The organism is Mycobacterium sp. ITM-2016-00318 (assembly GCF_002968285.2).
Lineage (GTDB): Bacteria > Actinomycetota > Actinomycetes > Mycobacteriales > Mycobacteriaceae > Mycobacterium.
Genome location: NZ_CP134400.1, coordinates 840,921 through 867,690 on the forward strand (window position 1 = coordinate 840,921; position 26,770 = coordinate 867,690).

Genomic DNA, 26,770 nt, shown 5'->3' on the forward strand with positions numbered 1-26,770 from the left:
GCTATGCTCCGCTCTTCGTCATCGGATAGATGGTGACGCCCTGCACGACGCGGTTGACCTCGCCGGAGGGAAACGGGTTGTCGGGCGTCTTGCCGTGCTCCAGCGAGGTGAACAGCGCGAGGTACTGCGCGAAGGTCAGGTACGGGAGGGCGACGAGGGCGTCGTCGAGACCGTCGAGGCCCGGCAGGACGATGGCGGGGCCGTGGGTGTCGGGGAGGGCCTCGGTGCTGAGGACGACGACGGCGTCCTGGCCGACCTGCGCGCGAATCTCGGTGATGATGTCGAGGTCGTAGCGGCGGGTGTAGGGGTCGGTGGAGACGTAGACGATGACGAGGGTGTCGCCGTCGAGCGCAGACTTCGGGCCGTGCCGGAAGCCCAGCGGGGAGTCGAAGTAGGTGACGACTTCGCCCGCGGTCAGCTCGAGCATCTTCAGCGCGGACTCGCGCGCCAGCCCGGCCAGCGGCCCGCTGCCGAGGTAGAAGAAGCGCTGCTTCTTGGCCTGCGCAAGGGATTTGATGTCGGGCTGCAGACTGGCGATGTGTTCGGCGGCTTTCGCGAGGGGGTCGCCGTCGTCGGCGGTGGCGGGGCCGAGCAGCAGCAGGCACGTCAACAGCATCGAGGTCAGGCTGGAGGTCATCGCGAACCCGGTGTCGTTGGCCCGGTCCGGCATGTAGACGACGTGGGAGTTGGCCTTGTCGCTGTGCGTGCGGCCGAGTTCGCCGTCGGGGTCGCAGGTGAGAACGAGATGCCAGATCTCGTCGACGAGCTCGTCGGCAAGCTGTGTGGTGGCGATGCTCTCGGGGCTGTTGCCCGAGCGGCCGAAGGACACCATCAGGGTCGGGGTCTTCGGCTCGAGGTGGTCGCGCGGGCTCGCGACGATGCTGGTGGTCGGGATGGCGTCGACGCGGCACCCGAGGTGGCGCCGAAGCGCGGCGGCGGCGATCTCACCGATGAACGCGGAGCTGCCTGCCCCAGTGAGGATGACGCGAATGCCTGGCCGACCGGTGATGTCGGTGAGGAAATCGTCGAGAGCGGGGTTGGCGCGGTTGGCGACCTCGCGCCAGACGTCGGGCTGCTGGTCGATCTCGAGAATCGTTGCGCCGCCGTCTTCTTGGGCGGGCACGGGTGTCGTCATTCGATCCCTCCAGACACGGCTCGGGCGTAGGGACGCATGGCGTCGCGGATTCGGTCGATGACCAGGGCCTGGGCGACGGGCTCGAGTTCACCGGCGCGGATCCGGTCGTACTGATAGGGCAGGAACTGGCTGATGAGCGGCAGTGGGATGCCAGCGCGGTCGAGGTTCTGCAGAAGGGTGACGCGGGCGGCGTCGACCTCGTCGTCGGCCCAGTAGTAGCGCAGCCGGTCGCTGTAGCTGTAGCGGCGGGACATGCGCTGGGTCTGCGGGTCGCCCTCGTAGTAGCCCTGCCAGTAGTCGGGGTTGGCGAGCATGCGGCGCTCGATGACCTCGACGAGGTTGGAGCGGGAGGGACGGGGGATGAGTTCGTTCTCGATGAAGGTCAGCGCGAACAGGGCCTCGCGCATCGCGAAGGTCAGGCCGGGCCCGACCTTGAGGACGGCCCAGTGGTCTTCGACGAGCTCTTTGAGCTGACCGGGACGTTGGTAGTCGGTGGAGTGGGCTTCGAAGACGAGGTGGTCTTCATCGTCGAGGACGCGGCGCAGCTCGGCGGTGGCGTCACGCTGGTAGTCGATGACGTGGATGTGGTCGAACTCGACGCCGGGCTGCACGACGAGCGCCATGACGCGGGGCCAGACGTTATGCAGCCCAAGCCGTTCGAAGGCTGTGTGGTGGGCTTCGATTGTCTTGCGGGCGCGGTCGGCGGGAGTGGGGGTGAGGCGGTTGAGGGTCTCGTGAGCGCCGCCGGGCACGGGCACCTCGGTGCCGATGACGTACATGGGCGCGGTGCCGGTGCGGTGGGCGGTGTCTTCGGCGATCTGCAGGAGGCGGGCGGTGCGGGCGGCGACGGTGTCGTCGTCGAGGACGTCGGGGTCGTCGGCGCAGGACATGCTGCAGTCGAGGTGGATCTTGGTGTAGCCGGCTTCGACGTAGGCGGCGATGAGGACGTCAGCCTTGGCCATGGCGGCGTCGGCGGGTTCGCGTTGCCAGCGGTTCGGGCCGAGGTGGTCGCCGCCGAGGACGACGCGGTCGCGGGGGAAGTTCTGTTGGCCGGCGATGGCGAGGACCATGTCGCGGAAGTCGGCGGGCCGCATGCCGGTGTAGCCGCCGTACTGGTCGACCTGGTTGGAGGTGGCCTCGATGAGGACATAGGTGTCGTCGGCGGCGGCCTGGGCGAGGGAGGCTTCGACGACGGTGGGGTGGGCGGAGCAGACGGAGTAGACGCCGACGGGTTCACCGGCTTTGTGGCGGCTGATCGTGCCGGCGAGCCAGTTGGTGCGTTGGCCGGCTTGGGCGGTGGCAACTGAACTCACGCGGTGGCCGCCCGGCGTGATGTGTGCAACATTTGTCGATTGTGGAAAGCTCGCTCATAGTGCGCAATATCTGGCCGTCAAGCGATCACTAAAACTGATCGTTTATTGTCGAAGTCCGAGGAGACGCCCCATGTCGATCAGGCGCACCGACCGGATGCGGGAGGTGCTGGCGCTGCTGCGAGACCGCGGCGAAGTCGATGCGCAGAAGTTGCGAGCGGAGCTGGGCGTGTCGGCGGCGACGCTGCGGCGGGACCTGGCTGAGCTGGAGGAGCAGGGGCTGCTGGTGCGGACGCACGGCGGGGCGAGGGCGCTGGACCCGAGCGGGAGTGAGATTCCGGTGAGGCTGCGGGATCACCGGATGGTGGCGATCAAGAGGCGGATCGCCCAGCATGCGGCGGCGTTGGTGCCGGCGGGGCCGCAGGCGGTGGCGTTGACGGGTGGGGTGACGACGGGGGAGGTGGCGCGGTCGCTGAAGGGGCGCCCGCATATGACGATCGTGACGAACTCGCTGACGATCGCGGCGGACTGTGCGGTGGACGCGCACATGAAGGTGATCATGACGGGCGGGTTGGTGAGGGCGAATTCGCTTGAGGCGGTGGGGCCGATGAGCGAGCACGCGTTTCAGGTGATCAATGTGGGCACGGCGGTGCTGGGCGCGGATGGGATGTCGGCGGAGGTGGGCGCGACGACGTTCGACGAGGCGGAAGCGCGCACAGCGATGGCGATGGCGGCGAACGCGCAGCGGGTGATCGTGTCGGTGGACGGGTCGAAGATCGGCAAGGTCACGCTGGCAAAGATGGTGCCGCTCAGCCAGATTGACCACTTGGTGACGGACTCGACGGCAGATCCGGGGCAGTTGGAGATGATCGCGACGGCGGGCGTGCAGGTGCATGTGGTCGAGGTGGGGGAGGAGTACGGCGCTGGTATCTAACTGCGCTGCTCGACTACCGCGTTGGGGCCAACTCGCGGTGGCCGCGGACACCGCCCGGAACAGCCGCTCTGATTCGCGATTATAAACACCTGATGCTTCGCTGATAGACGCGAGCACCACTTAGGTGGCCTTTGCCAATCCGATTCTATAAACAAACTCTGCGATATTGTTATGCCTGGTTCTAGTCCAATTGACTGCGCATAACGCCCTGAATTAGGACCGCGACTTGGTACAGTGTGCGTATTGCAGTCAACATCTGCGCCGCTGAGTATCCAACCAACATCGCGACTATGGCGGTGAGAATGCTGTTCTCGATCGTATGGCTCGAAAGAATGCTGTCGCCGCCGATCGCAGTCGACCACACAATTACCGCCGCAGATGAAAATACATTTGCGATTGCGGTGATTAGAAACACCGCGACCAACTCGAGGTAGGCTGTTTCGCGCTGTTCGCTGCTGCTATCTGGAGAATCTTGCTCTTGCTGGATTTCCAATCCTTCGTCTGCTTGTACGACCTGAACAGGAGGTGCGCCGCGACTGTTCACGACCAGGAGAGCGGTTGTACGACCTAGGGGCATAGCCAAGATCAGCGCCACTGCGGTCAGCGAAACTGCGAAGCCCATTGAAGTAAACGTAAGTATCGCGCCAGATAATTCGACGACCTTGACTTCCGGATGCCGCGGCGGGATTCGTACATACGTCAATGCAAAGAACGCAAACAACCCAAGTAAAAGTGACACGAGCCAATTCGGGTGGCAAAGAATTCGCCGTAATCGAGGCGCGACCAGGCCCTTAGAGCGCTTATCCGTCGCCATCAGCACGCCCATGCTCGGATCCCGGGTTCTCCGGCCGGTCATTACCGGCGGGAGCTGGATGTGACTTACTCTCAATTAGCACGCGGCCTTGCTCATGAAACACATGATCAACTGAGTCTTCCGAAGCTGACTGAAGGGGCTGGACATAAATGCGCTCTTGATGCTTCTCGCTGGTAACGACCGTATCTCGACCTGAATTCGGCTTACGACCGGTCACCCTGAATTTGCGGACTGCGGGCGAGCCCATACTCAAACTGGCTAAAATGGTGCCAATAATGCCACCTGATTTGCTGAGCGACCCCCGTCGGGATGCCCGGACTGTGGCTTCTGCCTCGTGCCCAGATGACTCTTCCGCGAGCGTTGACAACTTGTCGCTCATGTCGTTCCAGTCGAAGTTCGGCCGTGTCACTATGGCCGAAGCCTGCTTGATCCGCTCGAAGGACTCGATATCGGATCGAAGTGAATCTGACTGTACCGGGACGATGTCGAACTCGACACCGCCGATATTTAGAACGCTCTCGGCGAGAATCGAAAAGTAGCGTGCTAACCGGGTCGCCGTCACCCCATTGCGACCGCCTTGGAGCGCGAGGTATCGAATCGCGGGTGAAAGACCAACTGTCAGGGCAGAAAGCTGCGCGAGCCACTTGCCTTCTGGCGTAGCGCCCTCCTCTGTCTCGCCAGTGTTGTAGTCGAAGTAAAGTGGTACTTCCCCAGGGGAGCCTGCGATGACCCGCCCCGCGAAGTACCGTCGGTCGTCAGCCGACCGGTCGTCGCTCACCATCTCATTTAGCTCGATCGCGAAGCTTACCTCGCGAGTTACGTTTCGGATCGTTGCAGAAGAATCGAGCGTCGCGATTTGTGTGAAGAACCGCTCATATGAGATGACACCCTTCGGTGAACGTGCGTTCATCGAGTAGAGGTAGAGCGGTACTGCTCGTCGTTTAGCCAAGGTCGCCCCCCGGTGTGGATGCTATTGGCGCGCTCCGACGCATCCGCGCGGTAGCGCATCGTTGCTTAACAGATTGAGTGTCACATCGGCGTTTGTCCACGTCACCTGATCCGGTTCATTTCGCGTCAGCGAAGCGAGCTCATTTCGAACTGTTTGTTTGCTACCTGGCATCACCCTGCCCTCCGAGCGGGCAGCGGTGGGACTGTCCACGAATGAGTCGTCCTCGACTACTCCGTAACCCACGGCTAGTAATGTCCGAATGCGCCAGCAGCGACACCCAAGGTATTTCGCCAAAGGCGCAACCCGGACGGCTACCCGAGGACATGTAATGACTGAAGAGACGCTCGATCTCACTCCTTCTCCGCGGATTCTCGACGTGATCGCGGATGTCGACATGAGCGTGGAGGAGTGCCTCGCTGAACTCATTGACAACGCGCTCGACGAGATCTATGCAGCCCAACGAGAAGACCCAGGATTCGAAGGTCATGTGGAGATCGCGTTTCCTTACGGGTCCGACAAAGTGGACCCGGAGTCTGAGATCAGCGTTACCGATACGGGACGCGGTATGTCCTTGGATCAGATGCGCCAGGCTCTACGGGCAGGTTCGTCAGGCAATGCGCGCTATGGCTCTCTTGGTCTGTTCGGCATGGGGTTCAATGTTGCCACCGGGCGCCTTGGCTACTCAACGACGGTCAAGTCGGGCCGGGCAGACGACGATCACTGGACAATTGCGGTCGTCGACATCCAAGCGATGGGTTCTCAGGACTCCTTCCAGGTCCCGATCAGCACCGAACCCAAGAGCATCGGCGAGCATGGCACCTCAGTAAGTGTCTCCCGCCTCCGAGCCGACACGGTCAAGCGACTTCGTTGGCCCAGTATCGCGAACCGCGTGAAGAGCCGCCTCGGAGAGACGTATTCGTACATGCTTCGAGCGGTGGGAGGTACCGAAATAGCGGGGGCCGAAGTCATCGGCGGCCTGGGCGTCGGCCTCACCCTCAACGGAAGTTCCGTCAAGCCCCACATCCCGTGCATCTGGTCACCGGAACGGTCGGTCGCGTACAAGGGCCAGGACGTGCCCGCTGTGACGGAAGTACGTCACGAGCTTAAACCTGCGTTCGCTTGTCTGGCCTGCGGGCACTGGCACTCGGAGACAATCGCCGACCTAGAATCGTGTGTAGAGTGCGGGTCGCATCGGGTGGAGATGCGAGATCGGGTGATCCGCGGCTGGCTCGGCATCCAGCGGTACGACGACACGAATGACTTTGGCATCTCGCTGCTGCGGCAGGGGCGCACGATCGTCCATCTGGACAAGGCGCTGTTCGAGTGGTCGAATCCCGACACTGGTGAAAAGTTTGTCGAGTACCCGTTCGAATTGGGACGCGGACGCATAGTTGGCGAACTTCATCTCGATCATGTCCCCGTGAACTATCGCAAGACAGACTTCGGTCGGGACAACGTCGCGTGGAACACGGTCCGCGACAAGATCCGCGGGGACGGCCCGCTCAAAGAACAATTGGCCAAACAACTGGACTACGGACTTAACACCTCGCAGTTGGGCATGCTCGCCCATGCCTACCGGCGGTACGACCCGGGCTACCGCTACCTCGTGCCCGGCGACGGCTCGAAGGCGTTGGCCGAACTAGCGCGTAAGTGGGGACAGTATTTCCGCGACGGGCTATCTGACTACCAGAGCGACGACATGTGGTGGAAGAACGTCGTTCGCCATGAAGAGATCAAGGCGGGGCTCGCCGATGATGACGACGACGAAGACGACGTCGAGGATCTGCTCCCCTCCTCGGGCGGCGCCCAGACCGACGAGCAAACGTCCGATGACTTGGCTGACGACGACGCCGATGAGGACGACGCAGCGGTCCCGGAGACACGCGATGAGCGCCTCGCCCGCTATCGAGTCAGCGGTCGAGTCATGCCGCAACTGGACGGAGCGGAGATTGTGATCCCTGGTCGGAGTCGGACGATCGGGGTAACTGCCTACATAACGGCGGGAGTGGAGCTAATTGAGGGGCCTGACAAGTTCTCGTCAATGAATCTTGAGGCGAGCATGCTCGAACTCTTCATCGACGAAAAGCACCCTCTGCTGGCCGATTTCGGATGGAATCCCGTCGACGTGGCAGCGATCATCGTTCACGACGCTGCGGCCGCGTACCTCGGGTACGACGGCAACGCGGGCCACTTCATCGAGCGGGTCCTGGACCAGGTGGGTGACCGACGGGTGGACGCATCGGCCATTCGCTTGTCGGCCGAGGGCCTCCTCGATGAGATCAGGGAGGCGACCAGACCGATCGTAGAGAGCGATCCGGCCGGTGTCTGGGCCACGCTATCCCCCACTGCCAAGACGACGACTCAGAAATCTGCGGCGATGATGGCGAGCGCTGACTGGGACGCTCTGGAGGGCTCCGGAGGATTCGCGGAGTTTCTCAGCCCGCGCGCGTTCGAGGACCTGGTCGTCGAGCTGCCGGAGCGCGTGCTCGACGGTGGGGTATTCACGACGAGTTACGGGTCCTGGCAGGACGAGTCCATCCGCGAGGAGAAGCTATCGCATCTCACCAGCCTCATACGGGACCTAGATAGGACCCTCGCGGCCTCAGACCGAATGAGTTCGCGGGAGCTGATCAGGCTTTCCATCGGGCTTGAGTCGTTGCGCGCGATGGTGACACAACAGGCCACGACATGAGCGACAAGTCCTTCCTCTCGGCTGACCGGATCGAAGCGGGCGGTCCTGCGGGGTTCACCCGCGCGCTGGAGCGGCTGCTGCCGCTGCTGGGCTTCACCCAGGTAGTGAACATCGACGGACCAGACGATCAAGGTGGAGACATACTCGCCTACTACGGCCGCGACCTGATCGCGGTCCAGGCGAAGTGGCGGCGTGATCCAGCCGGCGGCTCGGTCGGCGAGGAGGCCGTGAACGAGGTCTCGAACGCGATCGACGCCTACGGCGCTGCATCAGGGATCGTCGTCACCAATGGCCGCTTCACCAGGACGGCCCGGGCACGAATGGCGGCGTTCAAGCAGGTCGGCCGCTCTATCAAAGCTTGGGACGGTGCGGCGCTGACGAAGCTGTACCGCAGCGCCAAGGCCCTGCCGCCCCAAGTCGACCTCCGGCCCTACCAGGTTGAAGCGGTCCAGGAATCGTTGAGCGCCTTGGACGAACCGGGCCGGCGCAAGGCCCTTGTCTACCTGGCAACCGGTCTCGGCAAGACGGTCGTGGCGGGTTCCATCGTCGCTGATCGGCTCGACCGCGACCCGTCAGCGAAAGTCCTCGTGATCGCGCATGGGGTCGACCTGGTCGATCAACTGGAGAAGTCCATCTGGCCCTTTATCCCGAAGGATGTCCCCACCCAGAAGATCGGGCAAGGCGAGCACCGTGATGACCTATCTGGCGTCACATTCGCCGTACTGCCGACGGCGCACGCCTACGTTGAGTCCGGCTACAGGCCGGATCTCATCGTGATCGACGAGGCCCACCACGTCGGGGAGAGCGGCTTCTACGCCCACATCATCGAGATGCTGGACGACGTGGCGCGGCTCGGCGTAACCGCGACACCTTGGCGTGGCGACAAGTTCGACATCGAGTCCACGTTCGGGCCGCCGGTAGTGCAGTTGTCGATCGCTGACGGAATCCGGCGAGGCTACCTCGCGCAGGTGAACTACATTCTGCTCGCCGACAACATCGACTGGGAGTTCGTCAAGGACGCGTCGGAGCATTCGTACACGATCAAGGATCTGAACCGCCGACTCTTTATTCCGGAGCGCGACGAGGCCATTATCGGACGCTTGACCAAAGCTTGGAACTCCACGCGTGCGCCACGCGGGATTGTCTTCTGCCAAAGTATCGAGCACGCGGAGCGCTTCGCCGAACTTTTGGGGGGCCATTCACCGTGGCGGGGGGTTGAGACGATCCACAACGGCATGAGCAAGCGCGAGCGGCAGCAGCGATTGGTGCGCTTTCGCTCCGGGCATACTGAACTTCTTGTGAGCGTCGACCTACTGAATGAGGGCATTGACGTCCCCGACGTCAACATCATCGTCTTCGCTCGGGTGACGCACTCGCGCCGAATTTTCATCCAACAGCTTGGTCGCGGGTTGCGTCTTCGTCCCGGCAAAGAACGGGTCACAGTCCTGGACTGCGTCTCGGACCTGAGGCGCATCGCCGAGGTCTCGTCGTTCCGCGCACAGATAGAGGCGTCCGAGTCCGAGGTTCTGAGCGTTAACAGGTCGAGCTTCGACTTCGAAGATCAGGGGGTGCGGTCGCTCATCGAGCAATGGATCGCTGATGTCGGCGATCTCGCGACGGCTGCGGACATGGTGCGGCTTGAGTTCCCGCCGTCGATGGACGCGCCCGACGCCGATACTAAAGGGCTGACATGCTGAGGCTGCCAGACGAGGTTAGGGAAGAGGCCCTGGCGTATGCGTACGAGGTGTTTGACCGCCGGCGATGGGAACAGGTCTCCGCGGGAGAGCGTGGCGCTGTGTTCGATGAAATGGTAATCGACGTCGGGTTCAGCGAACCACTTCGACCGTTCCTCACGCCTGCTCAGATGCGCGTATGGTTGAAGGACAGTGCCGCGAAAGAGTATTCGCGCGCGCTCGAGGGAATTGGCCCGACCGCGCGATACACGAAGCGTCGCTATCCGGGTCCAGACGTTATCGTCCGAGCGACCCTCGGTAACAACTGGTCGGTTGTCCCGGGGTCGGTCGAGCAGAAGCCGATGCGCTGCCGAGCCGTCAACAAATCGGAACAAGAGGCCACCCTTACGTGGGGTTCGTATCGCGGTCTGCGGGATCTGCACTGGGCAGCCTCGATCGCGCGAGTCAGTGGAGAGCAACGGGTGGCGGTCGTGATCACGCGGCCGACGATGGCCGCGCTTCCAGCGGACCAGTGGGCTCGCGTCGAGTCGGTCTGTGCCTTGATTGGCGTTGATGCCTTCTCAGTGATGTATGCCCCTCGGGCGGTGGCCGGGCCCGAGCGCTAGGTCTGCGTCAACGCTCACGCGATACTCGTAGTGCGAGCCACGCACAGACGCCGCTCGGCCTGGACGGCGCGGAAGGTTGCCCTGTCGAGATGCTCGCGCACCGATTCCGCGACCACAGCTGCTAGATCAACTGGCACCGCGTTGCCGAGCTGACGCATCGCCTCGCCCCATGGCCCGTGCAGGCGATAGTCATCTGGAAAGGTTTGCAGGCGCGCGGCCTCGCGGACGGTGAAGTAACGAACCTTGCCGCCGACGTCGCGGAGCATGTTCTCCCCACCGGGCACGCCATGTACGCCGGCTTTAAGGGCCTTGGCCGGAGCGTCGATGTAGGAGCCGGTGTGCCCTGGATACGATTTCGCGCCGGGCTGCGGGACGTGGTTGAGAACTTCGGCGCTCTCCGGGAGCGTCGGTGCTGGCAGATCGTGTAGGGCATCGCGGACGGTGCGCCAAGGCTCTAGCGAGTCGCAGGGGTCCTTAGCCACAGGGATCGTCACCCGGTCCCTCTTTGCGACACGGTGACGGGCCCAGTAGGAACCGTCCTCCTGGGCGGCGCGTAGGGCGCCCGCAGAATGCGTGGGCCGTCGGAAGCTCCACTCCGCGTCGACGTCGGTGCGGAAGCCGACGAAGAACACGCGCCAGCGCTGCTGAGGGACGCCGTAGTCCGCCGCGTTCACCAGTGTTGGGAGCACTGCATATTGCAGGTCCGAGCGCACAGAGGTGTGCTCGGCCTGAAGACGGGCGAAGTGGTCGCCCCAGGACTCGTTCTCGTCGGCCACGAGTTCGGGATGGGCCAAGCGCAGCTGAATGTAGCTGTAGTAGTCCGAGAATGCGGGTCGGGTCAGCCCGCGGACGTTTTCGATGATGAAGGCTCGGGGCCGCAGTTGCCGGATCACCTCGGTGGTGGCCGGGAACATGTCGCGCTTATCGTCGGCGGCTTTGCCCTTGCCGCCTGCGGAGAACGGCTGGCAGGGCGGACCGCCGCTTACAAGGTCGACTCCGTCGGCGATCTTCGACCAGTCGACGTCTCGGACGTCGCCTTCCCGCACGTCGACCCCTTGCACCAGCGGGAAGCCCGCGTCGCGGTTCTCACGGAGTGTGTCGCAGCACCACCGGTTCCACTCGGCGACGACTTCGGTGGAGAAGCCCGCCCGGTGACTGCCGAGGGCGAGGCCCCCACCACCGGCGAATAGTTCAACACTACGCATGCGTCCAAGGCTATCGGCGGCCGCCGACGAACTGGCGCATGGCTCGGTGGAAACTTCGTAAGGGAAGGCATGTCGCCCGGTCGGGTGGCGCACAATGGTCGTATGGGCGACAGCTGGGCATCGAGTCGCGCTGTGCGAGCGTCGATGCGGGGCAACCGTCGGCGGGATACGCGACCCGAGCTGGCTCTGCGGCGACACTTGCACGCGATGGGCCTGCGCTACCGGGTCGACTTCGCACCCCTGCAGGAAGCGCGGCGGCTACGCGCCGACATCGTGTTCACGCGAGCGCGGGTGGCGGTGTTCATCGACGGCTGCTTCTGGCATAAATGCCCGTACCACTACCGCCCCGCGCGTAGCAACGCTGACTTCTGGACTGCCAAGATCGAGGGGAACCACCAGCGCGACGCTCTCTCCAACGCTGCTCTGCGCGACGCCGGCTGGACGGTCTTGCGGTTCTGGGAACACGAAACGGTAGACCACGTGGCCCCGCTCATCGCGGCAGCGGTGACGGCAGCGCAGCCGAATCATGTCGAATCAGAGCTGAGCGTGCCGGCACGATGCGCAGATTAGCGTGATGATGATCGAGATACACTCGGTCGCCTTGAACGCGATGTCTTGGACGAACTCGATCTCCCGCTAAATCTGCAAGCATGAAAGCGACGCTTGTTCGACGACGCTCTCAACGAATTCGGTGAGCAATCACCAAGTCCAACTCGGCGGAAAACTGATGTCTAGTCGCTCGATCTGCTTATAGCCCGACCACGTCGGAACGCCGGCTGGTTGGCCGCGGTAGATCCCTCGCGCCGCCGCCACGACCCGCTCGTTCTGAGTTGGCCATTGCAACGTCATGGCGATCTCCTCAAGGACGGACGTGCGACTGACGTCTAGGACTCTGTTAACGATCGACACGGCGGGCAATGCACCGCCCTTGTCACCGTTGCATCGTGCGCAGGCCAACACGAGGTTCGCCAGGCCATCGATTCCCACCAGCGACCACGGCAGCACATGATCGATTGGATTGTTGGCCGGTAGATGCGTCCCGCAGTAGAAGCAATGCGGTCCGAACGCCTCCTTCAACGGCTCACGCACAGCGGTGAGCGCTGTGCGTGAGCGGCCGAAGAGGTGGCCTGCGACGTCAGGAACCTCGGCATCGAGGAACTTATTCATTCGCCGCACGTCGTCAACCCACATGATCTCCAGTGCGGGCTTGAGCAGTCCTGCCAAGCGCGCTAAGCCGTGAGCAACGCCACTATTCAACACAATGGCATCTCCGTGCGCTCGCAGAGAGGACCGCGACACCTGATCGTTGAGAAAGGAGTCGTCGTAAAGAAACGTATCGCTGCCTCGTGAACCCGGGAGCTTCTGCAGCCGGTGCAATGGCTGCTGCGCCAAGCACATGGTGATTTCGTCGATCGAATGCGCATACGCCGCCGGCGCACGCATGCGTGCTATCTCGACCGAACCGGCATTCTTCGATGCCTCGCGTAACGCGTTCGCGGCATTGGGGATTCGGGCTTTCGGCTGCGTCGACTGTCTGAGTTCCCGCCCATCGAAAGGCCTTACCTGCTGCCAGTAAAGGCTCAGCACTCGATGGGCGAGGTCTGGAATCGGCACGGTAAGGGCGTCGTCTGCCCGGGTAGGAAGGTTCTCGATCGAGTGCTCGATCAGCGCCATCAGCGTTGCGAGCTTGTAGGTCGCAGTCCGCAAGCCCGTCTCCAAGATCGCGACTACCCGCTGGCCTAAGAGCACCGGATCAGACTCCACGACTGGTCCAAAGTCTTGATCTGCGAAGGCGGTACATCAGCACTGACGGATTATCGCCGGGAAGAGTATGCGGTAGTCAACCTCTGCGTGACGGCGATAAACTTGTCCATATAAGCCGATCGCAACCTCACAAGGATTTCGCTCAGCCACCGCAGCTGCCTTTCGGCATCTGTTCGCGATGGTCGAGTACCCATTCGCTTAACTTGTCGAGCATCGCGGTTCCGGTGGCGAAGCTGCCGTCCGTTGGCTTGGCGGCGAGCGCGACACCGAAAGTCTCCGGACCGTCCCCCACGAGTGCAATTTGGCGGACGAGGTATCCGCCGTCTGGTTCTGGACCCCAGCCGCCCTTAACTGCCGCCCCGTCGCCGGCGAGGCCCCACTGCTGATCGGATGCCAGGCTCTTCATTTGGCTGAGTACTGGCTCGGCTTGAAGGCACTGCAACCGAAAAGCGAACTGCGCCGCCTGCGGCAACGACCATTGAGTCTGACCGAAAGGACTGTACGGCGGACGCACCTGCTCTGTCTGGACCCTTACCTCGGGATCACCGCCTTCAGCAAGTACCGTCTGCACTGCGGTCCCGGCCTCGGCCGGGGTACCGAGAAGTGCCCACATCTGGTCGGCGGCGGAGTTATCGGACTGCGCGATCGCGCGACTGACGTAGGGTTCCGCGGCGAGAGCATCCTTGCGGAGCGCAGCTATAGACAGCGGTACTTTGATCGTCGACCAGGCTGCGCCGCTTGTCCATTCACCGTAAGAGGAAGTTTGGTCACCAGCTGACACGGCGACGCCGACGTCGGCGGGCAACGCGGCGGCGAGCTGCAAGAAGCTCGCTCGCAAGTCTTCGACGGCTGGCTGCGGCGTTGCCGGGGGCGGCGCCACCGCGACCGGCTTTGGCTGCTCAGTAAGCGCACGCGCGATCGCTGGTTCGGGTGACGCCTTATGTGTTGCTTGATATCCGATGACGACACCGGCGGCCAATGCGCCGACAGCTGCGGCGATCAACACTCCTCTAGTAGATGTAGACACGCGCGTTCTTTCCGCCTGTGCACGTCACCCAGTCGTCGCGGCCGTATGTCTGGCATTCCATGACAAAACGGTTTCCGGCGCATCGACCGCCGGTCTCGGCGCACGAGACCGCGCCCAGCGCATAGACCGTTCGCGGTTCGGAGGATGGTGGACCCTCCTTCCAATAAGCCTCCAAAACGTTCTGTGCGAACAGGCAAGTTGTGTCGGTTGTGCCGCGGCTGGCGCGGCTGTACCGACCGCTGGCGCCCGGATAGATTACGCCGCCCTCACAGCTCTGCCCCTTTGCATCATTCCCTAGCACTCTCGGCGGCGGCGTGAGCTGACGTGGCGGACTAATCGGACCAGCCGCTCCCGGTGATCCAGCCGGCCGATTCCCCGGCGGCAATTGGGTCAATGTCGGTCGCGCCGCAGTAGGGTTCGATCGATCATCGGAGGATCCTCCACCCACCAGCATTCCGATTGCAATTCCGCACGCGCCAAGAAGCAAGGCGACGGCGACAGCAATCGCCGGAACCATCCATTTCTTGTGTTCAGGCGGGGCGGTCGTCTGCGAGACAACTGGTTCCGGCGTCTGCTCCGGCTGGGGCGGCGGAGTAAGTCGAGCCGCCTGGGTGTGCCGAGAGTCCGACGGCAGCTGGATGTCCTGGTAGCCGGTCGGGGCCAGAGTGTGCGGCGCGGCTTGCGTCGTCCAAGGATCAACCACGGGGAATGGTTGCGATACAGGGGAGCCGCTAGCCAACGCCCGTCCGGCGGCACGCGCGAAGGCGCCGGCACTGCCATAGCGATCGTCGGGTTCCTTGGCCATCGCACGCTCAATAATGGCGTCCAAGGAGACGGGCACACGAGGATTGATCGAGCTCGCTGCTGGGGGGGATTGGTATAGATGCGCCTTCAGAAGCTGCTGCATGCTGTCTGTTGCGAACGGGCTTTCGCCGGTCAAGGTTTCATGCAATACGCAGGCCAGCGAGTAGATATCAGCCGCAGGTGAAGTCGCCTGATTGTCCATCCGTTCGGGCGCCATATAGGCCAATGAGCCGACGGTTAATCCGGCTTGGGTCAGCCGAGTGTCTCCACTCTTCTCGGCGATACCGAAGTCGAGGAGATAGGCGAAGTCCCCTGAGGTCACGATGATGTTCTCAGGTTTGATATCACGGTGGATGAGGCCTTCGGCGTGAGCGGCGTCGAGCGCGCCGGCGACCTGGCTGATGATGTTCACCGCTCGATCAGGTTGCAGCGGGCCGGAGTTCAGCATCTTGCGCAGATCGGTGCCGCGGACCAACCGCATATCGATGTAGAGTGAGCCTTCGATCTCGCCCCAGTCGTGGATCGGGATGACGTGTGGCTCTTGGAGCTGTGCCGCCGCGTGTGCTTCGCGGGTGAACCGGCTGCGGTATTCCGGATCTTGTGAGAACTGGTCGACGAGGACCTTCAGTGCGACGACGCGGCCCTTGTCTGTGTCGCGAGCCTCGTACACCTCTCCCATTCCGCCGCGGCCGATCAGGCTGACGATCTCGTATTTGCCGAATCGTGATCCGACGCGCGATGTTTCTGCCGTATCCATTTCAGAACCCCGAATATCCTGCTCGCGGTAGCGATCTCGCGAAGAGCCGAAGGCTCGCGCGTCTTCGTCGAGTGTTTCCTTCACCGATCGTTGAAGGCCGGCCCTTTCCGCATAGCGAAAGGTCATCGGTACCGGTCATAGCACTGCTCCTCGGTGCTCGATAAGCCGTTGCGAAAAGCCTCGATGCGCGTGAATCCAGCGGGCACGGTAGAGCCGTCTATCGTGCTGGCCGCTATTCCGTTAGTGAGTAGCCCGCCGACCGCCTCATCCATGTCGCCCGCCGCGAGCATGAGACCATGGCCGCTTGGCAGCTCGGTTTCGTCAGCCATGGCCCGCTGCGCGACGCCAGTGAGACACGCCGTTCTGAGCGCTGTAGCGGGAGTGTCCAGCGGCAGTCCGCGGGCCTGCTGCACCGCGAGCACGTACCGCGATGTCACGAGCGACAGCGCGGTGTTATCGCCCTGGGGTAGAACGTACTCGTCGCGGTCCGCTGGTACCGACATCTCTTGCAGCACTTCGAGATCAACGGAGACGGTGTTGCTCGACGGACAATAGGAAGCGGTCGCACTCACCGCTGTCCTGGGGCAGTCTTGCGGCGTCATGGAGAGTCCCGGCGGGCTCTGCGGTCGGTATACGAGGTCTAAGAGCTCCATCAATGACACCAGCGTGTTCTGGTCGACGGGCATTTCGCCCGGCTGAACGCCTCCACCGGAGTCCGTGGTTAGCACGAGAGGCAGATCACCGCGACGCCGCTCGATCTCGTCCGAGTCGATTGTGGCGCACATCTTTGCACCGTCGACGAAGCCCATCTGGAACGCGCTGACACGGTCGAGAGCCGTACCGTGGCCGCTCTCGGTCTCCCCTGCTTGATCAGGAGTCAACACATCGTCGCGCGAAGTGATTACTCCGGCAAGGATCCTGTTCAAGCCGTCGCCCGTGCTCAGCTCAAAACGCGGGGAGTTGCCTTCGGCTACCCAGCGAGAGTAGGCGCCCGCGAAACAGTCCGCTTGCTGCTCCTTGACGATGGTGTCGGTCAGGAGGGTGGTCAGCCCAGACTCGTGTTGTACGGCATGGCCGTATTCGTGGGCGATCAGCGCAGCTATGGCGACATCCCCGAAGTACTGCTGGCCCGTCGGCACCAGGACTCCGCGGTCCCACGCCATGGTGTCCGCGAGGAAGCAGTACATCGCGTTGGGGTTGTCGTATTGATCGGCCCCACATACCTCGGGGCCGTAGAGATTGGCAGAGTCGTAGGACACGAGAGTTTCGACCGGAACGAAGGAATCATCGAAGGTCCGCGAATACGTCGCCGACCAGAATTGCTCGACATCGTCGACTGAGAGCAACGCGAGCTGGTCAGTGGGCTCGTCCGTTGCGTACTTCGCAGTGCGGGACGGTGGAGGGGCCCCGGCGCGCACACCACTCGGCCCGTCAGTCACTGGGATACCGCCAGCGAGAAACGCGCCGGACGTGTCCTCGGGGGGGGGGCGGCGGCGACGGCTCCGGAGGCGCGGAGCACCCGGCGAGAAGCCAGGTCACAACGGCCAGTGCCGGCAAGGCACGGGATGAGGCGAAGTGGTCAGCCACGGATCGCCTCCAAAAGTGCTGGCTTCAGTTTGTCCCATACAGCCTGCTGATCTGAACCTTTCAGCACTTCGATGGTCAGGACCGGAATCTTTCGATCTCTGCCGACATATGAGCCGAATGATCCCGGTGTGGGAGCAAAGGAGCTCGAATCTTCGACGGGAAGACCGCTTGCCGCTGAGAATCGATCGGCGATCTGGCGTGCGGGGCCGTCGAAGTTGATGAACTGCTTGCCCGACCAGGAGTGCGCGACCATGACGAGCGCGGGTGCGATGCGGTCGACGGCCTCGACCAGCGTGCGTGACTCGGGTTGGGTGAGCGGTTCCCTCCCGTTAGAGGGGTTCCCGGTGTCGAAATTCGACGCCGGGAAGTTGCGATTCACGTCGACACCATTGGCATTTTCGCGGGTGCCCGCAGCTCGCCCGTCGGGGTTAACGTCTTCGATGATCGTGAGGGTGACCGCCTCACTCAGCCCGGCCCCCTCAAAGGCCGCAGGCAGCTCGGCCGTAGTCAGAACGCATTCGGTCTCGTCGCCGTGGATGCCACCAACAAAGAGAACCCTGCGTGGCCCATATCCGAGCGTGAGCTCACGGATCGGCAACCCCTTCACTGAAGTGCCGACGACCTGCCAATCCAGGCCACTATCGATCGCCGGTGGTAGCGGCACGGGGGCTGGTGCAGGCGACGAAGCGCTTCCGCTCGCGTGAGTAGTCGGCGGCGATGCCGTCGCTGTATCGGCATCCTGCGAGGTACATGCCGTAGCGAAGATCGTGCAGGACAACACAATCGAAGTCACGAAAATACGCGGTGATTGCTTTAACACGAGGGAATTCCGTAGGGCGGCAGGCTCACGTATACGGAGTTCACATACGCACCGTTATCCAACCTGTACCAGATAGTGCTCGATCCCGCGCCCTGGCTTGTGCGAAGGTCGCCGACGGTCTGGCACGAAACTGTGACAAGTGTTCCGTCGCGTAGATCAGTCGGATACAGCCGAGGAGCTTCAGTGACGGGCTGAGTGCGTTGTTTGACGCCGCAAGAGCTGCCCTCGTCACAGGTGCCGACGATCATGCCCGTTACGGTGATCGGTGGGGGCGTTGGCATCGCAATTGTGTATGGGGGAGAAGCGCTTTCGGTGACTGTGACCGTCGGTGGTACAGCAGTCGTTCGCGGGGGAACTGTGTAGCTCGGCCGTGAAACCTGCGTGAGCGTTGGCGCCGACGTCTGCGGCGCGTCTGCGGGAGTGTCGGGATCATCACTTCCCATCAGGAGACCGATGACAATTCCCAGGGCGCCTAGTACCAGAGCCGCCGAAGCCGCAATGACGACGGGAAGAACCCATGACCGCGCCGACCTACCAGCGACCTCGGAATCAGTTGCGTTCGTCGGGCTAGTGCCCACTGAACTCGTCGCTGAGGCGGCGCTTGGCGGTGTCGGCGCGGCCATCGTTTCAGCGCTCGCTGCTGCAATCCTCGGATCCAGCAATAGGGCCCGCTGCGCTGCCCGAGCCAATGCGCCTGCGCTTCCGTATCGATCATCGGGATCCTTCGCCATACCGCGGGCGATGACGTCGTCGAGGGCCGCCGGCACTTGAGCGTTTACGGCTGCAGCCCGCGGAGGCGGCGCAGTGAGATGGGAGGTGATGAGATGCTCATAACTCTGCGCGGAAAAGGGCGTATCGCCGGTAAGCGCCTCGTACAGAACGCAAGCGAGAGAGTAGATGTCGGCAGCGGGAGTGGTAGGCATGTCACCGAATCGCTCGGGCGGCATGTAGGCGAGCGAACCGATTTGCGTCCCATCCATGGTGAGCCGCGCGTCCCCTTGAGTTTCAACGATGCCGAAGTCGACCAAGTATGCAAAGTCGGCAGGGGTCACGATGATGTTCTGCGGTTTGACATCGCGGTGAATCAATCCTGCAGCGTGAGCAGCGTCAAGTGCTGAAGCAGTCTGCTCGATCAGATTTACTCCGCGTTGAGGGTCGAGGGGGCCTCTCTTCACAAGGTCGTAAAGCGTCTGCCCATTGACCAGCCGCATATCGATGTAAAGGTTGCCTTGAAAGTCGCCCCAGTCATGAATTGGAATGACGTGTGGCTCCTGGAGGATCGCTGCCGCATGCGACTCGCGGAGGAATCGAGCACGAAAGTTCTCGTCTTCGGCGTACTGGTCCCGGAGGATCTTGAGGGCGACGGTCCGCTTCTTTTCGGTGTCGCGCGCCTCGTAAACCTCACCCATACCGCCTTGGCCCAGCAGGGCAATGAGTTCGTACCGCCCGAAGCTTGTTCCGACGCGGGAATCGGCCGTCGTCACGCTACAGAATCTGTTACGTCGGACATGGTTTCTCTCGCGGGGCCGATAGTTGCTATCGCTGCGCCGGGATAAAGCCGCCGAGCTCGGCGTATCTTGTGACACCCCTCGGAACCGCACCCCCACAGCGTTCTGAGCATAACGAAGATCGGCGGATGGTTACGTTGGTTTGATTGCTGATGGAGAAGACATCGCATGAAACGCATCTGCCGGCTGCATCCTCAGAAGAAAGCCCCTAGCGGGGTCGGTTGCTTGCCTGATAGCAAACACCTATGGTTCCCTTCCAATAGGGTTGGAGGGGACATGAAGCGCAAGGTTGTGGCACTGGCAACGGCGTTGGCGGCGTCTGATGTCGCCTTCGCCGCTCCAGCCGACGCGGGGTGCGAATCGCGCCCGATGGTGTCGTATTGCGATGGCCCGATCCAGCCTGACGGTTCGTGGCAACGATGCTTCAGCAACTCGCCGGTCTGGGGAGGAGGCGGCGGTTGGATCGCGGGCTCCAACTGCTACCGAACTGGGCCGGGCCCTGACAACTACCCGTGGGCGCCGCAGTATCACATCGACCCATGACCGTGGGACCAATTGGTGACCGTTCGCCAATGCAAGGGGCTAGTTAAGAGGCCCCGTGGACCGCTCAAGAGGTGACGTCGGTCACCAAGCCGGGCCGAAGAAGTCGCTTCACAATCCGAAGCGCTCCGTCGGGCCGTCCTCTGCGCTTGGCTTACAAGAGAACATGTACCGGCGCCTCATCGAGATCCCTAGCAAGGGATCACGTAGTCCGGGGGATGAGTGGTGTCCAGCCATTTGCCATAAGCGATGCCGCCCGCTCCTCGCACGGCGTCGCAGACTGCGGACTCAGACTTGCCGGCGATCTTGTAGACAGCGTAAATCGGGTTGCCATCGGCGGTTGCTGGCCTGAGAGAGGGGCATGACTGATCGGTCCGCAGATAGGCCGCACCGGGGTTAGCGTTCAGCAGGCGTTGAACGCCCTCCGAGTATTGGCCGGGCGTAGTGACTGACCCCAATACGACGATCCCTGTTCCGTCGCACGAGGGATTGGATATAGGAACACTTGTGTTGAGGGGTCCGCCCGCAGGACTCACCGGAGGTTGCGGGGCTGGAAGACTCGGTGGCTGCGGAGCAGCGCCAGAAACCGGCGTCAGCACTGCGTCGTCAACGTTCACCAAGCTCGCCATGTATGGGACGACCACCATCGTGCGACCATCAACGATGTAGTTCTCGATCATCCCGCCGGATGGGTCGCAGACGTAATCGGCGCAAACCTCGACATACCCGCCAATCGAATCGGTTGGCATCGCCCAATAGTTTCCCGGTGTGATGTCAGCCGGGACCAGCAAAGAGCCGCTCGACGGGCTGGCGCTCGATTGCGCCGCTCCCACGAGCAAGATTGCGCTTGTGAAGATTGTTGCTGAAAGGAGCGCTCTAAGCATTACTCTCCCCTTGACTTCGCCGAATCTTCCGCCCCCACGGAGTATTTTCTGAAGATACGCTGAAATTGCGAGCCAGAAAATACAACAAGCCAAAACGGGTGGGATTCGGCGGACGACGCGCAGGCAGCGGACAGTTGAAACCAGCAACCTTGGTGGCTCGCGCTGGGTACGTGCTCAGGACAGTTCGGAACCGCAGTAGCGACACTTGATCGCCGCGGCCTTGATCGTCTCCGCGCAGTAGGGACATTCTTTTTCAGCCGGAGCCGATGAGGTGTGAATCGCAGTTCTTGCCGGTTCGTCGGAACTTGCGCGGACTCGCTTCAAGACCCCCTCACCTGCCGCGGCAATACCTTGGGCGGCCTTGATGTTCAGGACCGTCGGCGGCGACGCACGAAGGACATAGACATCTCCCTCGGTGACGATATTCAAGTAGACGTCGCCCCGTTTATTGGGGGTGAGCAACAGGTTCGCTCCGCCCGTTAGTACTGCGGTGCCCGCGCGTCCAATGCCGGTCTTCTTCTGTATGTCTCCGGAGTACTCGATCGAGAGTAGTCGCTGGAACGGAACGGAATCTCGCATGAACAGCGCCACCCTCACGTAGCCGTTGCTGTAGATCTCAACCGTTTTGCCTCCGAAGTTTCCGGAATGTACTCGGCTCCCTGCGCGCTTGCGATCTGCTGCAAGCCGTGCTGCTCTGGCATTCTCCTCCGCCTGCCTTTGACGATGGCGCTCGGCCGCTTTTTCATCTCGCAGTCGTTGCTTCTCGGCACGGGCTTCGTCTCGCTGACGAACGCCTTCCGCGCGGGCCGGGTCGTCAACGGCGCTGCCTTCGCTTCGAATCAGGACCCAAACGCCCGCAACGAGGCTGACGATGACTAATACACCCACGACGGTCAGGATTATTGCTATCGGAGTGCTCATACCGTCGTCCTCTCCACCGCTGAACTGCCTAGGGTCGAGTCAACTCTAGCGAACCTTCCAGGCCACTGAGTCAGCGGGACCGATCGGGAAACCGACATGGACGGAGAGAAGCCTAAGCGTTTGAAAGTGTAGTGATCTTGGTTCAACACCAGCTACCATTCTCGGATGACATTTCGTGGGATAGTGGCGTGTGTCGGTGCCACATTAGCCCTGGCAGGGTGCTCAAGCACTACGCCGCCAGCTCAGACAGTAACCGTCACAACCGAGCGATCCGCTACCGCTGTTCCGGCCCCCGTGCCCGGGCTCCCAACCAGCACGTCCGCTGTCGCGGGGGCACCATCTGCGCAGTCGTGGACTATGCCGGACCTTACGGGCAGCAACCTGCAAGACGCGCAGGATGCGATTCAAAGACTGACCAATAATGAGATTGCTTATACCGGGTCCACGGACCTTACTGGGCAGGGACGCAACCAGATGCTCGACGCCAATTGGCAGGTCTGCACATCAACTCCGCCTCCCGGATCCACCATCACGAAAGACACGATGATCGACTTCGGTGTTGTACGAATCGATATTGAGACTTGCCCATGAACCCGTGGGTCGCCTTGCTCCTACTGCTGGGTTTCGTCATCGTCTATTTTTGGTGGATCGCGGCTATCGTCGCCCCAGTCGTGGTCGCGTGGATCGGTTACCGCATGTGGCAACGCCACCAGGCCGCCACGGATGCTGCTGCTGCCGCACGCGTCGATATAGCCGCTCGCGCCGACCAACAGCATGCTCAATTGCTCGACGGTGACGATCGCGGCGTCTATGGCGACTATCCGCCCGCGATATGACGCAACTGCTGACAAGTCCGGCGTGTACGCGACCCATCTGTAAGTGGGCCTCCGGTCCCGCGACACCGGCGGTACTCAGGATCGTCAGCGCCACCCAGCCTGTTCGAGAGCCTGTGCGAAGGCCGCCTTGAATTGGCGCTGCCGCCCGTGCCCGGGAAACGGCATCCGAACGGCCACTACTGGTAGTCCGGCCTTGGCCAGCTCCGAGTAAGCGGTGTCGTAGACGTTCGCCTTGATCAGGATGATCTTCTCGGGTCGGAGGGCTCTGCTCCGCTCGATGAGGCTTGGCACATAAGGGCTCAAGTCTTCTGCACCGTCGACGGGATCCTCTTTCAGATCGATCAGAAAGATGCCGCGGGCCTTCAGCTGCGCCAGCAGTTCGGCCTTGCCTTCGCGCGTCGGATCTTCCCCGAAGATCCTGGCTGCAACATTTCGGAACAGCGAATCGTGGCTGGCGACCTCGGGGAAGTAGAAGTATCGATCCGACGCCGGGGGCGGCGCCTCGGCAACGAGTAGGAGCTTGATGGTCGGCGGGCGGTAACGCCGCGCGGCCGCCTGGCGCCGCTGCCTTGTTGCGCCATCATGCTCACGCGGCAGTATGGGCGCCGTCGCGGAGGTTCGCCGGGCGCTCCGGCCAGCCGCAAGTCTCGCCCTGACCGGCTCGCGGGGCCTTCCCGTCGGCACCACTGACGCCCGGCCTTGCTGTTCTCGTGCAGCCCATCCCGGTAACAGACCGTGTGGTCGAAATTGGCTCGTCCCATCTTCGCCGTCCCGTCGCTACCACCGCGCAGCCACGTTGTCAGCGAGCTGTTTGGCGATCCGGACCGCCGAGTCAGCGGGGTCAGCGCTGCACGTGTTGACATCGACGATGATGTTGTTTCTGTGTGTCAGCGCTCGTCCGCAGCCCCAGCCGGGAGCGGCCGCATCCTGTTGATTCGCAATCACACTCAGTGTGCCGCCCACGTCGGAGATCTTCCCGACGGCCCACGTGGTCCCGCTCTGCGTATGCGTGTACTCGCGGCAGGCCGGCCACCGCTCGGCTGATGCGTTGAAGAACTCGCCAGCCTTTTCGATCGTGGGGAACAGCACCACCGCCTGTTTGAGATAGTGCGTGAACTTGTCGCCGTTGTTCAGACTCTGATCCCGCTCCGCCCAGAAACCGCTGTCGGCATAGACCGGCGCCTCCGCCGCGCCGTCGATGGCCAGACACTCCGGCGGCGCCATCGTCGCACTGTTGTCGGACATCGCAGCCTGCTGGCTTGTCACGGCCATCCCGGTCGTTCCCATCGCCGCGTTCACCTGGTCGGGGTTGAGCAGCAACCCGGTGAGCTCACGCTCGACGAGAGGGCGGGGAATCATCGTCCGAGTGGGGGTAGGTGACTGAGCGTTGCCTACGGAGCTGGCGCACCCGACGACCGAAACGCAGAGGACTGCCGCGGCTAGTGCGGCCGTTGGCTGGCGCATGTGTTCCTCCCGGTGCCAGTTGTGCCCAACCTGGTCGGCCTGGCGACCTCCGCTGTCGCGAGGCTCATGGAGAAATGGTGCAGCAATTCCGCCCGCGTCCCTGTGAGGTGAAGCGCGTTTCCCAATAACGAATAACGGCCCTTTTCGGTAACGCCTTGAGCGCCGTCAACCCCGAGACTGCCGCGAGATCGCATTCCTCGAACGGAAGTCGATCTCACCGCAGGCTCGCGGCGAGAGCTACCGATCAAATGCGGATTCCTCTGCTAACCACACCAACATCTACGCGCATTGGCCGATGATGTAGGCGGCTCAAGGCCGGACGCCTGACTTTGAGCGCCCACGAGGAGGCCGCAATGGTTGAGACGAGCACACCCGCTGAGGTTGCCGAGCTTCCGTCGCCTCGAACGAATCCCCTTTCGATGCGGCAGCAGATTCGCGCTATCAGGACATTCCACACCGGCCAGGAGCTGCTGCGCGACGCCGGTGGGCACGTGACCCGCTTGAAGAACGGACCGGCCTGGTTGACGCCGGAGGCTGTGCTCGCGACGTCACCGCGGGCGGCCCGCGACATCCTCGGTGGGGCCGGCAGCGCCGAGCGGACACCCGCCCACGACGAGGTCCGCTCCCTGCTAGGTGCGAGCCTCTTCACGTTCACACACGATCCCTGGCTGCCCCGTCGGCGCGCCCTGCAGCCCGTCTTCACCAAACACAACGTTCGCGTCTTCGGCGGGCAGATCACTCAGGCCGCCGACATGGTCGCCGCCAGCTGGAGCGACGGCCAACACGTCGACCTCGACGCCGAGTGCCGCCGACTCACGCTGCGAGCACTCGGCAACTCGGTACTAGGCATCGATCTCGACGAGCGCGCCGACGCGATCGCCGAACCCCTGAGGACAGCCCTTGGCTATGTCACAGCCCGCATCACCAGTTTCGTCAAACCGCCCCGCTGGCTGCCCACTCCCGCCCGCCGGCGAGCCCGCGCCGCGGCCGCCACTTTGCACCGACTGGCCGCAGAGGTCCTGCAAACCTGCCGCGACGACCCGACCCACGACGCCCCTCTGGTGCGGGCGATGATCAACGCGACCGACCCGGCCACCGGCCGCCCACTGACCGACGACGAGATACGCAACGAACTCATCGTGTTCATGTCGGCCGGACACGACACCACCGCCACCACCCTGACCTACGCGCTGTGGGCGCTCGGCTGCCACCCCGAGATGCAGAGCAAGGTTCGCGCCGAAACCGATGCCATCGGTGACCGGGAGCTGACCCCCGACGACGTTCCCCGACTGCGTTACACAGTCCAGGTGCTGCACGAGGCGCTGCGCCTATGCCCGCCGGCCCCCTCGATTCCGCGGCTGATCACCCGCGATATCGAAGTCGACGGACATCTCGTGAAGGCAGGCACGTTGTGCACGGTGGGGGTTTATGCGATGCACCGCGACCCCGACCTGTGGGAAGACCCCCTGCGGTTCGACCCCGATCGGTTCAGCCCGGAGAAAGCCGCGGGCCGCGACCGCTGGCAATACATCCCGTTCAGCGCGGGCCCCCGTAGCTGCATCGGCGACCACTTCGCCATGCTCGAAGCCACCCTTGCATTGGCCACCATCATCCGGCGCACCGAAATCCGTTCTCTCAACGACGATTTCCCGGTCGCGCTGCCCTTTACGATGGTCGCCGCAGACCCTGTTTTCGCGCAGGTGAACGCGCGCAGATAGCCGACCGACCCGCGCTTGACGCAAAGATCCGCCCGCTGCAAACAGCACCGCGTCGCTCGGGCGGTCGTGCGCGCCGGTTGTCGGTCGGGTCCGCCACACTCGGTTGCGATCGCCGTTGCGGTTAGTCTGCACTTACTCGAGTTCCATGGCGAGAGGAGACGAGGCGGTGCCCGACCTTGCACACTTGCCGCGCGGCTTGCTGAGCCTGGAGCAGTGGAATGCGCTTGAACTCGACCCGACGCGACGGTGGGAACTCAGTGAGGGGACCCTCGTCATGTCGCCGCGCCCCCAGCTTTGGCATCAGCGCATTTCCAGAAGGCTCACCCGCCTCCTCGAGGATCACCTGCCGGACGGGCTCGAGGCGGTTCCCGAGATCGAGGTGATAACGCGAGCATCATTTCCACCGAGTGTCCGTGACCCTGACATCGTCGTGGTTGCAGATCGCGTTTTCGAGCGGCGTCCTACTCGGGTCTCTGCGGCGGATGTCGTGCTCGTCGTGGAGATCGTCTCGCCGGGCTCGCGCGGAACGGATCACGTGATGAAGTTGCACGAGTACGCGAAGGCGGGCATCGCAAACTATTGGATCGTCGATCCCGACGCACCGGCTGATGAGCGGTTTCTCGCATACCGTCTCGAAGCTGGAACCTATCAACAGGTCGCGGCGCTCGAAGGGGACAGGGTTCGTGTGAACGAGCCGACAGCGTTGGAATTCGCACTGGATCTGTTGACGGGTCGCTAGTCCTCGGTCGCCCATCCCGAGTAGGCCAAGCGGCAGAAGGTCGGTCAAGTTCTAGCCCACGAA

At 62.9% G+C, this 26,770-nt stretch carries 24 protein-coding genes; 9 read left to right on the forward strand and 15 right to left on the reverse strand.

Features of this window, described 5'->3' with window-relative positions; genetic code table 11:
- Window position 1 precedes the first annotated feature (1 nt).
- Together C6A82_RS04140 and C6A82_RS04145 are read right to left on the reverse strand one after the other, a co-directional pair.
- Window positions 2-1,135: an SIS domain-containing protein gene (locus tag C6A82_RS04140; protein WP_105345449.1), complete on the reverse strand. Its 1,134-nt coding sequence runs from the start codon at window positions 1,133-1,135 to the stop codon at window positions 2-4.
- Window positions 1,132-2,448, reverse strand: a complete 1,317-nt coding sequence (locus tag C6A82_RS04145) for a D-tagatose-bisphosphate aldolase, class II, non-catalytic subunit (RefSeq protein WP_105345447.1) — start codon at window positions 2,446-2,448, stop codon at window positions 1,132-1,134. Before C6A82_RS04145 ends, C6A82_RS04140 begins: the two co-directional genes overlap by 4 nt.
- A 130-nt stretch (window positions 2,449-2,578) precedes the next feature.
- Here C6A82_RS04145 and C6A82_RS04150 point away from each other — a divergent pair, with 130 nt between their 5' ends.
- Window positions 2,579-3,379, forward strand: a complete 801-nt coding sequence (locus tag C6A82_RS04150) for a DeoR/GlpR family DNA-binding transcription regulator (protein WP_105345446.1) — start codon at window positions 2,579-2,581, stop codon at window positions 3,377-3,379.
- Between the two features lie 181 nt (window positions 3,380-3,560).
- On the opposite strand, the gene C6A82_RS04155 is transcribed toward C6A82_RS04150, so the two are convergent.
- The gene (locus C6A82_RS04155) at window positions 3,561-4,205 is read right to left on the reverse strand and encodes a hypothetical protein (RefSeq protein ID WP_142405961.1); all 645 of its coding nucleotides are present in this window, start codon (window positions 4,203-4,205) and stop codon (window positions 3,561-3,563) included.
- The gene (locus C6A82_RS04160) at window positions 4,180-5,103 is read right to left on the reverse strand and encodes a hypothetical protein (RefSeq protein WP_142405960.1); all 924 of its coding nucleotides are present in this window, start codon (window positions 5,101-5,103) and stop codon (window positions 4,180-4,182) included. Before C6A82_RS04160 ends, C6A82_RS04155 begins: the two co-directional genes overlap by 26 nt.
- A 367-nt stretch (window positions 5,104-5,470) precedes the next feature.
- Here C6A82_RS04160 and C6A82_RS04165 point away from each other — a divergent pair, with 367 nt between their 5' ends.
- Genes C6A82_RS04165 through C6A82_RS04175 form a run of 3 tightly spaced genes read left to right on the forward strand, consistent with a single transcriptional unit; the run spans window position 5,471 to window position 10,133 of the window.
- Window positions 5,471-7,834 (forward strand): ATP-binding protein, encoded by a 2,364-nt coding sequence (locus C6A82_RS04165; protein ID WP_158261636.1) that lies wholly within the window; start codon window positions 5,471-5,473, stop codon window positions 7,832-7,834.
- Complete coding sequence (locus C6A82_RS04170; protein ID WP_105345439.1) at window positions 7,831-9,531, forward strand: DEAD/DEAH box helicase family protein; 1,701 nt, start codon at window positions 7,831-7,833, stop codon at window positions 9,529-9,531. Before C6A82_RS04165 ends, C6A82_RS04170 begins: the two co-directional genes overlap by 4 nt.
- Window positions 9,525-10,133, forward strand: coding sequence for a hypothetical protein (locus C6A82_RS04175; RefSeq protein WP_105345437.1), 609 nt, complete (start codon window positions 9,525-9,527; stop codon window positions 10,131-10,133). The genes C6A82_RS04170 and C6A82_RS04175 overlap by 7 nt, the downstream gene beginning before the upstream one ends.
- 14 nt (window positions 10,134-10,147) lie before the next feature.
- On the opposite strand, the gene C6A82_RS04180 is transcribed toward C6A82_RS04175, so the two are convergent.
- A complete protein-coding gene (locus C6A82_RS04180; RefSeq protein WP_105345436.1) occupies window positions 10,148-11,338 on the reverse strand; it encodes a DNA cytosine methyltransferase in 1,191 nt (396 codons plus the stop codon).
- A gap of 102 nt (window positions 11,339-11,440) precedes the next feature.
- Between C6A82_RS04180 and C6A82_RS04185 the strand changes: the two genes are divergently transcribed.
- Window positions 11,441-11,908: a very short patch repair endonuclease gene (locus tag C6A82_RS04185; RefSeq protein ID WP_233216934.1), complete on the forward strand. Its 468-nt coding sequence runs from the start codon at window positions 11,441-11,443 to the stop codon at window positions 11,906-11,908.
- A gap of 129 nt (window positions 11,909-12,037) precedes the next feature.
- Here the strand turns inward: C6A82_RS04185 and C6A82_RS04190 are convergent, their stop codons facing one another.
- The 6 genes from C6A82_RS04190 to C6A82_RS04215 form a co-directional block, all read right to left on the reverse strand.
- Window positions 12,038-13,102 (reverse strand): HNH endonuclease, encoded by a 1,065-nt coding sequence (locus tag C6A82_RS04190; RefSeq protein WP_311101676.1) that lies wholly within the window; start codon window positions 13,100-13,102, stop codon window positions 12,038-12,040.
- 142 nt (window positions 13,103-13,244) lie between these two features.
- The gene (locus C6A82_RS04195; RefSeq protein ID WP_233216715.1) at window positions 13,245-14,081 is read right to left on the reverse strand and encodes a hypothetical protein; all 837 of its coding nucleotides are present in this window, start codon (window positions 14,079-14,081) and stop codon (window positions 13,245-13,247) included.
- Window positions 14,082-14,112: 31 nt separating this feature from the next.
- A complete protein-coding gene (locus C6A82_RS04200; RefSeq protein WP_396836774.1) occupies window positions 14,113-15,816 on the reverse strand; it encodes a serine/threonine-protein kinase in 1,704 nt (567 codons plus the stop codon).
- Entirely contained in the window at window positions 15,813-17,129 is a 1,317-nt protein-coding gene (locus C6A82_RS04205; protein ID WP_396836775.1) for a neutral zinc metallopeptidase, read from the reverse strand. The genes C6A82_RS04200 and C6A82_RS04205 overlap by 4 nt, the downstream gene beginning before the upstream one ends.
- A gap of 140 nt (window positions 17,130-17,269) precedes the next feature.
- Window positions 17,270-17,941 carry a M14 family zinc carboxypeptidase gene (locus C6A82_RS04210; RefSeq protein ID WP_158261619.1) on the reverse strand — a complete coding sequence of 224 codons (672 nt, stop codon included), beginning with the start codon at window positions 17,939-17,941 and terminating at the stop codon, window positions 17,270-17,272.
- A 149-nt stretch (window positions 17,942-18,090) separates the two neighbouring features.
- A complete protein-coding gene (locus C6A82_RS04215; protein ID WP_233216842.1) occupies window positions 18,091-19,581 on the reverse strand; it encodes a protein kinase domain-containing protein in 1,491 nt (496 codons plus the stop codon).
- 300 nt (window positions 19,582-19,881) lie between these two features.
- Between C6A82_RS04215 and C6A82_RS04220 the strand changes: the two genes are divergently transcribed.
- A complete protein-coding gene (locus tag C6A82_RS04220) occupies window positions 19,882-20,148 on the forward strand; it encodes a hypothetical protein (RefSeq protein WP_105343688.1) in 267 nt (88 codons plus the stop codon).
- A gap of 188 nt (window positions 20,149-20,336) precedes the next feature.
- Here C6A82_RS04220 and C6A82_RS04225 read toward each other — a convergent pair whose 3' ends face one another.
- Window positions 20,337-20,894 (reverse strand): serine/threonine protein kinase, encoded by a 558-nt coding sequence (locus C6A82_RS04225; protein ID WP_142405911.1) that lies wholly within the window; start codon window positions 20,892-20,894, stop codon window positions 20,337-20,339.
- Between the two features lie 309 nt (window positions 20,895-21,203).
- On the reverse strand, window positions 21,204-21,950 hold the full coding sequence (locus C6A82_RS04230; protein WP_199193674.1) for a hypothetical protein: 747 nt from the start codon (window positions 21,948-21,950) through the stop codon (window positions 21,204-21,206).
- A gap of 587 nt (window positions 21,951-22,537) precedes the next feature.
- Between C6A82_RS04230 and C6A82_RS04235 the strand changes: the two genes are divergently transcribed.
- Window positions 22,538-22,786 carry a hypothetical protein gene (locus C6A82_RS04235; RefSeq protein ID WP_105343684.1) on the forward strand — a complete coding sequence of 83 codons (249 nt, stop codon included), beginning with the start codon at window positions 22,538-22,540 and terminating at the stop codon, window positions 22,784-22,786.
- A gap of 84 nt (window positions 22,787-22,870) precedes the next feature.
- Here C6A82_RS04235 and C6A82_RS04240 read toward each other — a convergent pair whose 3' ends face one another.
- Together C6A82_RS04240 and C6A82_RS04245 are read right to left on the reverse strand one after the other, a co-directional pair.
- Window positions 22,871-23,470 (reverse strand): hypothetical protein, encoded by a 600-nt coding sequence (locus C6A82_RS04240; RefSeq protein ID WP_233216841.1) that lies wholly within the window; start codon window positions 23,468-23,470, stop codon window positions 22,871-22,873.
- A gap of 93 nt (window positions 23,471-23,563) precedes the next feature.
- Window positions 23,564-24,250 (reverse strand): sensor domain-containing protein, encoded by a 687-nt coding sequence (locus C6A82_RS04245; RefSeq protein ID WP_105343681.1) that lies wholly within the window; start codon window positions 24,248-24,250, stop codon window positions 23,564-23,566.
- Window positions 24,251-24,603: 353 nt separating this feature from the next.
- On the opposite strand from C6A82_RS04245, the gene C6A82_RS04250 reads away from it, so the two are divergent.
- Together C6A82_RS04250 and C6A82_RS04255 are read left to right on the forward strand one after the other, a co-directional pair.
- A complete protein-coding gene (locus C6A82_RS04250) occupies window positions 24,604-25,968 on the forward strand; it encodes a cytochrome P450 (protein ID WP_105343678.1) in 1,365 nt (454 codons plus the stop codon).
- Between the two features lie 103 nt (window positions 25,969-26,071).
- Window positions 26,072-26,707: a Uma2 family endonuclease gene (locus tag C6A82_RS04255; protein ID WP_233216840.1), complete on the forward strand. Its 636-nt coding sequence runs from the start codon at window positions 26,072-26,074 to the stop codon at window positions 26,705-26,707.
- Window positions 26,708-26,770: the final 63 nt, after the last annotated feature.